This is a genomic window from Pelagibacterium halotolerans B2, assembly GCF_000230555.1.
Classification (GTDB): Bacteria; Pseudomonadota; Alphaproteobacteria; order Rhizobiales; family Devosiaceae; genus Pelagibacterium; species Pelagibacterium halotolerans.
The window spans coordinates 485,891-498,322 of record NC_016078.1 but is presented as its reverse complement, the minus strand read 5'-3'; the positions used below and the strand labels follow the sequence as shown (position 1 = coordinate 498,322).

The window sequence follows — 12,432 nt, the reverse complement described above, 5'->3', positions numbered from 1 at the left end:
TTCCCTCCCAATCCGTTAGCCCTTGAGCGCTTCGAGCATGGCCGGCGCACCCGAGCTTGTGACCTCGCCTGGCGCACCCTCGACATTTACGATTTCAACGTTCCCGTTGCGGATCAACAGCGAGGCGCGGTTGAAGCGCACACCGAGACCGCCGCCCGTCAAGTCGCGTTCAAGCCCGAGCGCACCGGCAAGCTTGCCCAGACCATCGGCTATAAATTCGATGGTGCCAAGTGCCCCGGTGGCTTCGGCCCATGCCTTGACCACGTGATGGTCATTGACGGTGCCACAAACGATCTTGTCGACGCCGGCCGCCTTGAGCTGGTCGGCGGCGGCGAGATAGCCGGGCAGGTGGTTGAGATGACAGGTTGGGGTGAACGCCCCGGGGACCGTGAAAAATACCACCGTGCCGGTGCCCAGAATATCGGCGCTGGTCGAATCCTCAACGCCGCCTTCGGTCACGTGCTTTACGGGCACCGAAGCAATGGGCTGGCCGGGCTGAATTGTCATGGAGGTCCTCACGCTGTTGAAAGACAGACACAGGACGAATACGGCCAGACTAAGGTTGGCCCATCGCGTCCATCTGCACTCGAGTCGTTTCTGTCATAGGAGAATTCTCGACCCGCGTCGAGATTGACCGAAGCGCTTGTCGGCTATTGAGCGATATTGGAGGCCATCAGCGGTCGCGAGATCTCGAAAGGGCCCTCGTTGCTGTCGAAGGTGAACCTCACCTGCGCATCATCAAGGGTGTCCGGGTCCGCACGCCCGAGCAACGCAAAGACCAATTGCCCCGGTTTCGCCACTTCCGGTTCGCCGAAAACGAGATTGGTATCAGCGATATCGGCGATCATCGAGGAGTGGTCGAAATCGGCGTCCAGCAAATCGACGACAATGGCCTCGGCATTCGTGTCAAACCGCGCCTCCCCTAACACGCCCTGGCCGTCATGGGGCAAGGGAACGGAAGCCAACGCTTGCCGGATGCGAAAATCGTTGGGAGCGTCGGGGACGTCGAGCCGAGGGGTGATTTCCAGGCGGGCATTGGCCGGCACGCAGATATCGGAACAAATACCCATGGTGATGTCTGCAACGAGCGTCGGCGCATCCCCCTCTACGGTGACCGCCAACGGAAAAAGAACGCGCCCGTAAAAGGCGTGATCGAGATAGCCTTCGGCAATTTCCCGTTTCGGAAATGGCCATTTGATCTCCAGCCCGCCAACGGACTGCGAGCCTTCCGTATCGATTAGCAACGGTAGCCCCGTCTCCCCAGGCACGCGCCAATAGGTCTTGGTATCGAGCGGCATGTCGATTTCAAGTCCCATCCAGACCGTACCGCTATCATCCAGAATATCGGACGAGACGAGCCGCACCGAAACCTCTGGCGCAACTTCCACCCAATCGGTTTCCGAGGCAATGCAAGGGCCCGCCAAGGCGGAAACAGCAAGAAAGGCGGCTATGATTTTCATGGCTGAAATCAATAGCGAAGCAATTGGGCATGGGAAAGAGAGGTTCGATCATCGCTTCGTGATCGTTGGGGATTTGAAACCTGGCCGGAAAGCTTTACGTTTATAGAGCGGCGGACAGAAAGTGAGTTGGTATGGACACGCTCAAGGGACAGTTCCTGGTCGCAACGCCCGACATTGGCGACGAACGCTTTGCCGAAGCGGTGATTTATCTTGTCGCGCATGGGGACGATGGTGCGATGGGGCTGGTTGTCAACCAGCCTATGGACGACATGCACCTTTCCGATATTCTCGCCGAAATCGACCTCGACGGCGACGACGATGAAATTCGTATTCCCGAACGGCTGCTGCACCAGAATGTTTTCAAGGGTGGCCCGGTCGATTCGAGTCGAGGCTTCGTTCTGCACACTTCCGACTATTTCCGTGATGGCAATTCTTTTGCCGTGGATGGCGATGTGTGCCTGACGGCAACCCTCGACGTGCTGCGAGCCATGATGGCCGGCAAGGGACCCGATGCCAGCCTGCTCGCGCTGGGCTATTGTGAATGGAGTGCGGGGCAACTGGAAAACGAGTTGCGTCACAATGGCTGGCTGACCGCGGCATCCTCAAACGAATTGCTGTTTTCCCTGCCGGCCAGCAAGAAGTACGAGGCGGCTCTGGCAGCTCTGGGCGTGACCCGCGCCACACTCAGCCCGGTGTCGGGCAACGCCTGAGAACACCACGGCGCGCGCTATTTTGCCGAAATTTGAGCCTGCAGGCGGCGCAAAAGTTCAGCCCCTGGCATGGCCGCGCCGAAGGTAAACCCTTGCGCGTAGCGGCAATTGAGGCTCTTGAGCCGGGCGACTTCGTCTTCAGTCTCGACCCCCTCGGCGATCAGGGCCAGATCGAGTTCACGGGCCAGCGAAACCACCGAATTGATTATTGGAATCTGGGTATGGGAGATGCCGCTGTCATCGCGGATCTGCACGAAGGGCGCCGGCAGTTTGATGGTGTCGAACGGGAAACGGTGCAGATAGGACAGCGAGGAATACCCGGTCCCGAAATCGTCGAGCGCCAAACCCAGCCCCAGTTCCTTGAAGGCTTCGAGCATATAGACGGCGTGTTCGGGATTGCCCATCACCTGGCTTTCGGTGATTTCGAGCTTCATGTGTCCGGCGACCGATTTGTGCTGGGCAACGAGCGTCTTCATGTCGTTGAGCAGGGTTTCGCTGGTCAATTGCGCGGCTGAAAGATTGACCGAGACGAAGAAGCTTTCCGGTAGTTTGATGGCCGAAACCCATTGGCGCGTCTGTTCGGCTGCCTCCTCGAAGGCCAGGCGACCCAGTTTTTCGATCTGCCCGGTGCGCTCGGCCAGCGGGATGAAGGCGGAGGGGCTGACCTGTCCGCGTTCGGGGTGGTTCCAGCGCATGAGCGCCTCGGCACCCACAATGCGGTTTTCGTTCTGGATGTCGACGATGGGTTGGTAAAGAAGCTGGAGGTCGCGGCGTTCGAGCGCGTCCTTGAGATCGTCTTCGAGCGCCTGGGCATAAACGGCGATCGACCGCGTTGCGGCACGAAAGGCCTCGATCCGGTCCCCGCCATGGCGTTTGGCGTAGTGCATGGCCAATTCGGCATCGCGCAGCACGTCCTCGGCCTTGACGGGTTTGTTGTCATAGATGGTGATGCCGATCGAAGCCGTCAGCGTCATGTCGCGATCGCCGAAATTGAACGGGTTGCGCAGCGCCTTGCGCATCTGCTCGGCGATGTCGGCAATCTTGGAGGCCGACTGTTCGGAGAGCAGAACGACGGCAAACTGGTCACCCGAGATGCGCGCCAACGTATCGAGCGGCCGCAACAGGCGCGACAGGCGGCGCGAGACCGCCAGAAGCAGCGAATCCGCCGCCATATGGCCGATGCGTTCGTCGATATCGGTGAATTTGTCGAGATCGATCAGAAAGACCGCCGGCTTCACCTCGCTGAATTCGCGCGAGCGCAAAAGCGCCCGTTCGAGCCGGTCGAGGAAAAGCTGGCGATTGGGAAGGCCGGTCAGGCTGTCGTGGATCGCGTCGTGCAGCAGCCGATCGCGCCCGGCGCGTTCGTCAGTCACATCCTGGAGCGTACCCACGATACGATTGACCTGACCATCGCCACCCAGCACGGGTTTGACGCGCATGCGGAAGGCGCGAAAGCTGCCGTCAAAGCCTGATATGCGGATATCGGAATTGACCTTGCCCCGCTTGAGTTCAATCAGGGTGTCAAGCGCTGTGCGGAACCGGTCGCGGTCTTCGGGGTGGACGCGGTCGAGCCAGCGCTTGATGGCGCCACGCAGCGCGCCCTTGCGCTCACCGAGGCGAATGGCCAGTTCATCGGAAACGTTCACCCGGTCACGGTCGATGTTCCAGTCGAAGACGAAATCGCCCGAGCCGGTCATGGCGAGCGCGCGTCGCTCGACTTCCGACAATGCACCGATGGAAACCTGGCCATCTGAAAAGGCATGCTGGACTGCGGTAAAGCCAAGAAGCATCACGATCAGAACGAGACCGCCGGCGACCGCTGATTGCGCGATATCGTTGGAAACCTGCCCGGAAACCACCATCCACGCATATGCCAACCAGGCGAGATAGATGACCCATGTGGGGACCAGAAGAACGGCGCGATCATAGCCGCGAATCGAGAGCAAGAGGACAAGGAACAGTCCCATCAGCCCGATCAGAGCCAGAGACGTGCGCGCGATACCTGCGGCAAGGGCAGGATTGAAAAACGCATAAACAAAGAGCGCCAGGAAAACAGCCGAAAGCCCCATGGCGACGTGGGTGAACCTGAAATGCCATCGGTGCAGGTTGAGATAGATGAACAGAAACGCAAAAAGGGTTGTGGCGAGCGCGGCCTCCGCCGCCGCCCGGAAAGGCTGGATCAGAGCGTTCGAAACCCCGACCAATGGGCCGAATATGCCGAAATCGATAAGCAGGTAGGCGAGCACCGCCCAGGCCAGAAGCGCGGTTGCCGGGAAGACCCCCCTGCCCTTGACCACGAACATTATGGTCAGGAACACCGCCGCTAGGCTGGAAATGCCCAGAACCGTGCCCCGGAACAGGGTGAAGGAGTTCTTGTAGTCGCGATACGCATCGGGCTCCCACAGATAGAGCTCGGGAAGCGTTTCGGACCGCAGTTCGGCAACGAGCGTGACTGTGGCACCAGGGTCGATCACCACATCGAAGACGTCGGCCTCCGAATCGGGAACGCGTTCGGGGCGCAGGCCATGACTGGGCGTCAGTGCCGTTATGCGGGCCGAGCCAAGATCAGGGTGGAATACCCCCGAGCCCGGAAGCCGGAAATAGGGTGCAACGAGCAGGCGCTCGATCTGCACGTCGCTCTCGTTGCGGAGCGCAAAGACCGCCCAGTTGGGATTGGCCCCCTCTGCTATCGAGACGATTTCGATACGGCGGATGATACCGTCTTCGCCCGGCGCGGTGCTGATCTGTACGCGCCCGTTTTCGCCCGGAAGGACGTCGAGCGCCGCGCCGAGATTGACGGCGTTTATACCCTCGGGGATCGTAACGACTTCAAAAGCGGCCGCCCGCCCCGCCAGCCCGGCCAGTGCCGCACACAGCACGGCCAGAAAGACGAGAGAACGGAGGGGCTTAAACGTCATTAATCAACGATCCTAATTCAACATCCAGTGGTAGCGGGATTTAGAGCCGTTTGGCAATCAAGCGCCGGCAGGTTTCAACCGGCGAGATCGTCGTAGTGCTCACGCGTCAGTGCAAACAGCATGTGATCCCTCCACTCGCCGTTGATTTGCAGATAATTCTCGGCGATTCCGATTTCGCGAAAGCCATTGGCCGAGAGGACACGGCGCGATGCCGTATTGTCGGGCAGGCAGGCCGCTTCGATGCGGTGAAGGTTCAAGCTGTCGAACACAAACGGCAAGATCAGGGCAACCGAGCGCGTCATAATGCCTTTTCCCGCGAATTGTTCGCCCATCCAATAGCCAAGCGTGACGTTCTGAAACGCTCGTCGACGGACATTGGACAGCGTCATGCCCCCAACCAACGTCGACAGCCGTCCGTTCTGGGTGAAAATGAACAGCGAAAACTCGGTTCCGTAGAGCGCATCGCGGCGGTTGCGGCGCACGCGGGCGGCAAAGCTCCTGTTTGAAAGTTCGGCCTCCGACCAGCGTGGCTCGAAAGGCGTCAGGAACGTACGGCTGTCGAGCCGCAGCTTGCGCCAGGCCGTATAGTCGTTCTGCCGCGGCGAGCGCAACACCAGACCATCGCCACGAATCTCCGGAGTGGTCTGGCGGATAGCGGCGAAGGTGAACATGGAGCGACGGCCCCTATTTGAAACTGTCCACGACCTGGGAGTAGTCGGGGATGCCCTTCACCGGACCAATTCCCGCAATGGCGGGCTTTGCCTGAGAGAACATCTGGCTTGCCACGTGACGCACGCGCTCGGCATCGATGCGGTTGATGCGATCTACGGTTTCCTGGAGCGGAATGGGCCGCCCCCACAGGATCTGTTGGCGCGCCAATTGCCCGGCACGGGATGAAGGGCTTTCAAGCGACATCAAAAGGCCCGCCCGGATCTGCGCGCGGACGCGGCTGACTTCGGCGTCTGTGATGTCGCGCGTCGATTTCTGCAGCTCTTCAAGCATGACGGGCAGGAGTTCCTCCACATCATCGCCCCCCGTCGCCGCCGCGATTCCGAACACACCACTGTCGGCGAATGCCCAATGGAAGGCATAAACCGAATAGCACAGGCCACGACGCTCACGCACTTCCTGGAACAGCCGCGAGCTCATGCCGCCACCAAGGATCGATGAAAGGATCTGGGCTGCATAAAAGCCATCGGAATTGTATGCCCGGCCTTCCAGTCCCAGAACAATATGGGCCTGTTCGTGATCGGAGATTTCCTTGAACTCGCCACCGACATAATTGGCCCTTTCGGGCAGCGGGGCGCCCGTCCGCTTGAGCTGGTGGAAGCGATCATTGGCAAGGTCGACCAGTTCGTCATGATTGACGTTTCCGGCCGCCGAAATGACCATCTGGTCGCCGACATAGTGCTGATCCATATAGGCGCGGATGGTGTCGGCGTTGAAGCCGCGCACCGACCCTTCGGTCCCCAAAATCGTCCGCCCGATGGGCTGATCGGGAAAGGCAGCTTCCTGAAACAGGTCGAAGACGTGATCGTCGGGATTGTCGTGGGTGGCCCCGATCTCCTGACAGATGACGCGCTGTTCGCGGGCCAACTCGTTCTCGTCGAAAACCGAGTTCTGCAGGATATCGGCGAGGATATCGGCAGCGAGAGCCACATCGTCCTTGAGGACGCGGGCGAAGTAGCCGGTATGCTCGATCGAGGTCGCCGCGTTGATGTCGCCGCCCACCGATTCGATGGTCTCGGCGATCTCACGGGCCGAGCGCCGGCTGGTGCCCTTGAAGGCCATGTGTTCGAGAAGGTGCGAGACACCGTGTTGCTGCTCGGTTTCGCTTCGCGAACCGGACTTGACCCAGACGCCCAGCGCCGCGCTTTCCAGATGCGGCATGGCGTCGGTGATAACGGTCATCCCATTATCGAGGGTCGTTGTGCGTACGGTCAAAATCAGTCCTCCCAGGCGCGTGTCTTGGCGCGGATATAGTCTTTCACGACGGTTTCGTCATTGGCCAGCACCGTGAACCGCTCCTCGCGGGTTCCCAGGTCGGCCAGGTGAGCGGGCAGTTCAGGGTGCCGGCCGGTTGCCGCCTCGACCGTTTCGGGAAATTTGGCCGGATGGGCGGTTGAAAGTGTGACGAGCGGCGTATGCCCGAAATTGAACCCGCGCGCGACCGCGACGCCAACGGCCGTATGCGGATCGATCAGATATTTGGAGTGAGCCAGAACGTCGGAAATTATCGTCCTGGTGGCTGTTTCATCGGCCATACCCGTCCCGAATTCCTCGCGGATCGTGTCGAGTGCGGGTTCGGGAATGGAAAATCCACCCGACTGGGCGAGCGAGGCAAACAGCGCCGCGGTCTTGTCGCCATCGCGATCGAGCGCCTCAAAAAGCAGGCGCTCGAAATTCGATGACACCTCGATATCCATCGAGGGGCTGACGGTCTGTGCCACGCCACGCTTGTCATAGCGACCGAACTTTACGGCACGGCGCAAAATATCGTTGGAATTGGTGGCGATCACCAGTTTTTCGATGGGCAGACCCATGCGCTTTGCGACATAGCCGGCGAATATGTCGCCGAAATTGCCTGTCGGGACCACGAAAGTGATCTTGCGGTGCGGCGCGCCGAGCGCGACCGCGGAAGTGAAATAATAGACCACCTGCGCGGCGATGCGGCCCCAATTGATCGAATTGACACCGCTCAGTTTCGCTCCATCGCGGAAGGCAAAATCGTTGAACATGGCTTTGACGATTGCCTGGCAATCGTCAAAGGTGCCTTCAAGGGCGATGTTGAAGACGTTGTCATCGAGCACCGTGGTCATCTGGCGGCGCTGGATTTCCGAGGTACGGCCCTTGGGGTGAAGGATGAAGATGTCTGTGTTCTGGCGGCCGCGGAAAGCCTCGATAGCCGCCGAACCGGTATCGCCCGAGGTTGCACCGACAATTGTCGCGCGCTCGCCGCGCTGACCGAGGATGTGATCGATTACCCGCGCCAGAAACTGCATGGCAACGTCTTTGAAGGCCAGCGTCGGGCCGTGCCAGAGCTCGAGGACGAAGTGGCCCGGTTCGAGTTCAACCAAGGGGGTAACCGATGGATGATTGAACCCGGCATAGGCGGACTTGATCATCGCCTTGAGATCGGCCTGATCGATTTCATCGCCGACGAATTTGGAGATAACGGCGAGCGCGACATCCTGATAGGGGCGGTTGCCGAAATTGTGGATTTCCTCGGGGGTGAACCGGGGCCAATCGGCAGGAACATAGAGCCCGCCATCCCGCGCCAGTCCGGCCAGCACAACGTCACAAAATCCGAGCGCGGGCGACTGGCCGCGCGTGCTGACATACTGCATTCGAAAAGCACCCTCCTGGACATCGGGACGCACCCTAATTGTCCTTTTCCTCATGAGCAAGATTTCGGGGACGCCGCTGACGCCACAGCCAGAAGCCAAGCATGATCGGCGTGATGACCGCGAACAGATACCAGGTGCCGGCGTATTCAAGGTGCCGGTTGGGGAAGGTAATCTGCGTTTCGCCACCCTGCGGCAACTCGCCAGGGTCGCCGACGACCCTGTCCAGCGTTACCGGCGCGACCGGACCGGCGAAATCATTGACAAAAGCAGACAGCCGGGCGGGATTGCGGATCCATTCACGCCGCTCCTCAAAGTCGGGTTCGGGCGTGAAACTGCCAGCCTGCTCGGCGCGACGCGCGACACCCTCGATTGTCACCCGGCCTTGGGGCGCGTCGCTGCCATCAATGAAATCGGCCGCGGCGGCTTCAGGAATAAAGCCACGGTTGATCCAGACAATGCCGCCGTCGTCGAGAACCAACGGGGTCATCACCCAATAGCCAACGCCGCCATAGCGGCCGGCCGGATCGGGAAGATTGGTAAAAACCAGAACCGTCTCGGAACGCTCGTAGGCGCCCGTCAGCTCAAACCGCGCATAATCGAGGGTTTGCGGGTCGAGCGCCGCCCAGCTCTCGGCCGGGGGGAATTGTTGTGGATCGAGGTCGAAGCGCTCCTCGACCGCGGCAATAAGCGCTTCCTTTTCGGCGAGGCGTTCGACCTGCCATGTGCCGAGCGCGACGAACAACACCGTCAGCCCGGCCATCAGCACCACAAAGCTGACCTGCGCAAAGCTCCAGCGCGGTCGAACTTGGCTGGCTTCGGCCATCAGAGCATCCTCGCTTTTCGCCTGCGCGTCCCATTGGGTCTTTGAATCGCTCAAGCTGCTCTAAGTCCTTATTGGTCGCGCGGCCGAACCGGAAAAGTCTGCAACTTTTTCTGACCGCGCTCTCCCTTTGGTCACGCGGCCGAACCGAAAAAGTCTGCAACTTTTTCTGACCGCGCTCTATGTGTCATCCCGTTCGCCCAATTCGCCACCGGGCCGGGCGCCGGTCTTGTACTGCAGGTTGATCATCGCACCCTTGAAGGGCCGAAGCATCAGAAGCGACAGGACAAGCGTCATTGGAAGCCAGATCGCAAGTTGGGCCACGGCCGGCCAGCCAAACAACGCATCGGTGATGAGCCAGCCGACGACCACGATGGTTCCGACCGGAAACATGATGAGCACGGCAGGACCGTCCCCGCTGTCCGCGAACGAAAAATCGAGTCCGCAAGCGTCGCAACTATCGGCAACCGTGAGAAAGCCGGAAAAAATATGGCCCTCGCCACAACGCGGACAGCGGCCCTTAAGTCCGGTCGCGAGTGGGGAAAGCCCCTCAGTATGTTCAGCCATGTGATATGCCGGGACCGCCTGGGCCGTCCCGGCCTTTCCTGAAAGTTTAGTGGTGAACGATCGTCGCGCCCCACGAGCCCCAGACATAGATCGAGGCGAAAAGGAACAGCCAGACCACGTCAACGAAGTGCCAGTACCAGGCGGCGAACTCAAAGCCCAGATGCTGCTTGGGCGTGAACTGGCCGGCATAGGCACGGATCAGGCACACCAGAAGGAAGATGGTGCCGATGAAAACGTGGAAGCCGTGGAAGCCGGTGGCCATGAAGAAGGTAGCGCCGTAGATATTGCCCGAGAACGAGAAATGAGCCTGCGTATATTCAAGCACCTGGACAGTGGAAAACAACGCGCCGAGCAGGACGGTCAGGATCAGACCCCATTTGAGACCCTCACGGTCGTTTTCCAGAAGCGCGTGGTGCGCCCAGGTTACCGTGGTGCCCGACAGCAGGAGAACCAGAGTGTTGAAGAGCGGCAGGTGCCAGGGGTCGAAGACTTCCACGCCCTGCGGGGGCCAGACACCGCCGGTGAAGGCAACACGCCCGACCTGCGCGATTTCGTCGGGGTAGAAGGCGGCTTCGAAATAGGCCCAGAACCAGGCCACAAAGAACATCACTTCCGAGGCAATGAACAGGATCATTCCATAGCGATGGTGAAGCTGAACCACCGGGGTGTGATAGCCGGTATTGGCTTCCCGAACGACATCGGACCACCAGGCGAACATCGTATAGAGCACGCCAACCAGACCGGCGGCGAACAGCCAGGGCACGCCACCATGCATCCACATTATGCCGCCGACGGCCATGATGAATGCCGATACGGAGCCCACGAAGGGCCAGGGGCTCAAATCTACCAGGTGGTAGTCATGGTTCTTTGCATGGGCTGCCATGTTGGGTCTATCCCCCGTTAGGAATCGTGAAATGTATAAGACAGCGTAATCTGGCGGATTGTACGCAATTCGGAATTTTCGTCGAGGTCCGGATCCACAAAATAGGTCACGGGCATTTCGACGGTTTCATTGGGTGCAATGACCTGCTCGGTAAAGCAGAAACACTCGATCTTGTTGAAATAGATGCCGGTACTCTCTGGCGTCACATTGAAACTCGCCGTCGTGCGCAGAGGTTCATCGGACAGGTTGGTTGCAAGATAGGTGATTGTCGAAATGGTGCCGATCGCATTGGTTTCTACATTGGCCGGCTCGACGCGCAACGGAATGCCACCATCGACCGTCGCATCAAAGCGCACAGCCATCTCGCGGGCGATGACACCCTTGGCGTTTTGTTCGGCAACCTGGGTCGTGCCGCCATAACCGGTCACGCGGCAGAAAATGTCATAGAGGGGCACAGCGGCAAAGGAAAGCCCAAGCATGAATGTCGGGATACCAACCAGCCAGAGAAGTGTCTTCCTGTTGCCGCCCGAAGCCGGACTATGATCGATCGATGCCATGGCCTAGAGCTCCCGAACCATGACTTCTGGGCCGATATTGATAATGGTGATCGCGTAAAAGATCGCGACGAGAACAGCCAGCGCGATGCCGATGGCGATGGACCGCTTGCGGCGGCGCTTGAGGAAGGCTTCCTTCTGTTCTTCGGTCAGGTTTTGCTCGACGGTCATTAGAGTGCTCCAAACCATCTTATCAGGCCCACATCGGCCAGGAGCGCCACGAACAACACAAACAGATACAGCAGGGAATAGGTGAAAAGGACGCGGGCGCGCCGCTTCATCTCAACGCCTTCGGAAAAGCGCAAGCGAATGGCCAGAACTGAAAAGACGACACCCAGAATGGTTGCCGGAATGGCATAGAACCAACCCACAAGACCGGTCAGCACCGGGCCGAAGCCGATGGCGGTCAGCAGAACCGTATAGACGACGATCTGATTCTGGGTGGCGCGCTCACCAGCAATATTGGGCAGCATGGGGATGCCTGCAGCCTCATAGTCGCCCTTCTTGTAGAGAGCCAGCGCCCAGAAGTGCGGCGGTGTCCACAAAAAGATGATCATGAAAAGGATCAGGGCGTCCCAGGATACGGTCCCAGTGACCGCCGCCCACCCGATCATCGGAGGGAACGCACCGGCAGCACCGCCAATCACTATGTTTTGCGGCGTCGAGCGCTTGAGCCACATCGTGTAGATAACGGCATAAAAGAAGATAGTGAACGCCAGGAGCCCGGCCGCCAGCCAGTTTGTGGCAAGGCCCAGTGTCGCAACCGAAAATCCTGAAAGCGTAACGCCGAAGACCAGCGCATTTTCACGCGTTATGCGGCCCGACGGTATCGGACGGTTGAGCGTGCGGCTCATGATGGCGTCGATATCGGCGTCGTACCACATGTTGAGCGCGCCCGAGGCCCCCGCCCCGACCGCGATGCACAAGATGGCGATGAAGCCGATCACCGGATTGATGCCCCCGGGCGCCACCAGCATGCCCACGAACCCCGTAAAGACGACGAGCTGCATCACCCGGGGCTTTAAAAGCTCCAGATAATCTTCCACCTGCCCGCCCAGATAGACGGGTGTGGTCGGGTTGCTGTCGTCTGCGTAAGCCAATGTGAGGTTCCGGCTCGGGTTTATCTCAAAACGCAACCCGGTTTCCCGGGTTGCAAGGTTTCGGTTCGGGCGC

General features: G+C 59.7%; 13 protein-coding genes. 1 reads left to right on the top strand and 12 read right to left on the bottom strand.

All coding sequences use genetic code 11. The features are described 5' to 3' along the window. Positions 1-15: 15 nt before the first annotated feature. Together KKY_RS02425 and KKY_RS02420 are read right to left on the bottom strand one after the other, a co-directional pair. The gene (locus KKY_RS02425) at positions 16-507 is read right to left on the bottom strand and encodes a peroxiredoxin (RefSeq protein WP_014129698.1); all 492 of its coding nucleotides are present in this window, start codon (positions 505-507) and stop codon (positions 16-18) included. A 143-nt stretch (positions 508-650) separates the two neighbouring features. Next, a complete protein-coding gene (locus KKY_RS02420) occupies positions 651-1,460 on the bottom strand; it encodes a protein-disulfide reductase DsbD domain-containing protein (protein ID WP_014129697.1) in 810 nt (269 codons plus the stop codon). Between the two features lie 131 nt (positions 1,461-1,591). Here KKY_RS02420 and KKY_RS02415 point away from each other — a divergent pair, with 131 nt between their 5' ends. Beyond that, positions 1,592-2,170: a YqgE/AlgH family protein gene (locus KKY_RS02415; RefSeq protein WP_014129696.1), complete on the top strand. Its 579-nt coding sequence runs from the start codon at positions 1,592-1,594 to the stop codon at positions 2,168-2,170. 17 nt (positions 2,171-2,187) lie between these two features. Here the strand turns inward: KKY_RS02415 and KKY_RS02410 are convergent, their stop codons facing one another. The 10 genes from KKY_RS02410 to KKY_RS02370 all read right to left on the bottom strand — a co-directional run bounded on the left by KKY_RS02410 (position 2,188) and on the right by KKY_RS02370 (position 12,359). Next, a complete protein-coding gene (locus tag KKY_RS02410) occupies positions 2,188-5,088 on the bottom strand; it encodes an EAL domain-containing protein (RefSeq protein ID WP_014129695.1) in 2,901 nt (966 codons plus the stop codon). Between the two features lie 74 nt (positions 5,089-5,162). Continuing rightward, positions 5,163-5,759 carry a GNAT family N-acetyltransferase gene (locus KKY_RS02405; RefSeq protein ID WP_014129694.1) on the bottom strand — a complete coding sequence of 199 codons (597 nt, stop codon included), beginning with the start codon at positions 5,757-5,759 and terminating at the stop codon, positions 5,163-5,165. Between the two features lie 13 nt (positions 5,760-5,772). Beyond that, a complete protein-coding gene (locus KKY_RS02400; RefSeq protein WP_014129693.1) occupies positions 5,773-7,032 on the bottom strand; it encodes a M16 family metallopeptidase in 1,260 nt (419 codons plus the stop codon). A gap of 2 nt (positions 7,033-7,034) precedes the next feature. Further along, positions 7,035-8,435 (bottom strand): threonine synthase, encoded by a 1,401-nt coding sequence (gene thrC / locus KKY_RS02395; RefSeq protein WP_014129692.1) that lies wholly within the window; start codon positions 8,433-8,435, stop codon positions 7,035-7,037. 34 nt (positions 8,436-8,469) lie between these two features. Continuing rightward, positions 8,470-9,312: an SURF1 family protein gene (locus KKY_RS02390; RefSeq protein ID WP_014129691.1), complete on the bottom strand. Its 843-nt coding sequence runs from the start codon at positions 9,310-9,312 to the stop codon at positions 8,470-8,472. 123 nt (positions 9,313-9,435) lie between these two features. Further along, positions 9,436-9,822, bottom strand: a complete 387-nt coding sequence (locus KKY_RS02385) for a DUF983 domain-containing protein (RefSeq protein ID WP_041528529.1) — start codon at positions 9,820-9,822, stop codon at positions 9,436-9,438. A 46-nt stretch (positions 9,823-9,868) separates the two neighbouring features. Then, the gene (locus KKY_RS02380) at positions 9,869-10,705 is read right to left on the bottom strand and encodes a cytochrome c oxidase subunit 3 (RefSeq protein WP_014129689.1); all 837 of its coding nucleotides are present in this window, start codon (positions 10,703-10,705) and stop codon (positions 9,869-9,871) included. 17 nt (positions 10,706-10,722) lie between these two features. Continuing rightward, on the bottom strand, positions 10,723-11,262 hold the full coding sequence (locus tag KKY_RS02375) for a cytochrome c oxidase assembly protein (protein ID WP_014129688.1): 540 nt from the start codon (positions 11,260-11,262) through the stop codon (positions 10,723-10,725). Positions 11,263-11,265: 3 nt separating this feature from the next. Next, entirely contained in the window at positions 11,266-11,430 is a 165-nt protein-coding gene (locus tag KKY_RS20640) for a hypothetical protein (protein WP_014129687.1), read from the bottom strand. Next, complete coding sequence (locus KKY_RS02370) at positions 11,430-12,359, bottom strand: heme o synthase (protein WP_014129686.1); 930 nt, start codon at positions 12,357-12,359, stop codon at positions 11,430-11,432. Before KKY_RS02370 ends, KKY_RS20640 begins: the two co-directional genes overlap by 1 nt. Between the last annotated feature and the right edge of the window lie 73 nt (positions 12,360-12,432).

Coding starts and splice junctions, on each gene's coding strand:
- KKY_RS20640 (WP_014129687.1), bottom strand. CDS start 11,430: ATGACCGTCGAGCAAAACCTGACCGAAGAACAGAAGGAAGCCTTCCTC.
- KKY_RS02420 (WP_014129697.1), bottom strand. CDS start 1,460: ATGAAAATCATAGCCGCCTTTCTTGCTGTTTCCGCCTTGGCGGGCCCT.
- KKY_RS02385 (WP_041528529.1), bottom strand. CDS start 9,822: ATGGCTGAACATACTGAGGGGCTTTCCCCACTCGCGACCGGACTTAAG.
- KKY_RS02405 (WP_014129694.1), bottom strand. CDS start 5,759: ATGTTCACCTTCGCCGCTATCCGCCAGACCACTCCGGAGATTCGTGGC.
- KKY_RS02380 (WP_014129689.1), bottom strand. CDS start 10,705: ATGGCAGCCCATGCAAAGAACCATGACTACCACCTGGTAGATTTGAGC.
- KKY_RS02375 (WP_014129688.1), bottom strand. CDS start 11,262: ATGGCATCGATCGATCATAGTCCGGCTTCGGGCGGCAACAGGAAGACA.
- KKY_RS02415 (WP_014129696.1), top strand. CDS start 1,592: ATGGACACGCTCAAGGGACAGTTCCTGGTCGCAACGCCCGACATTGGC.
- thrC (WP_014129692.1), bottom strand. CDS start 8,435: ATGCAGTATGTCAGCACGCGCGGCCAGTCGCCCGCGCTCGGATTTTGT.
- KKY_RS02410 (WP_014129695.1), bottom strand. CDS start 5,088: ATGACGTTTAAGCCCCTCCGTTCTCTCGTCTTTCTGGCCGTGCTGTGT.
- KKY_RS02425 (WP_014129698.1), bottom strand. CDS start 507: ATGACAATTCAGCCCGGCCAGCCCATTGCTTCGGTGCCCGTAAAGCAC.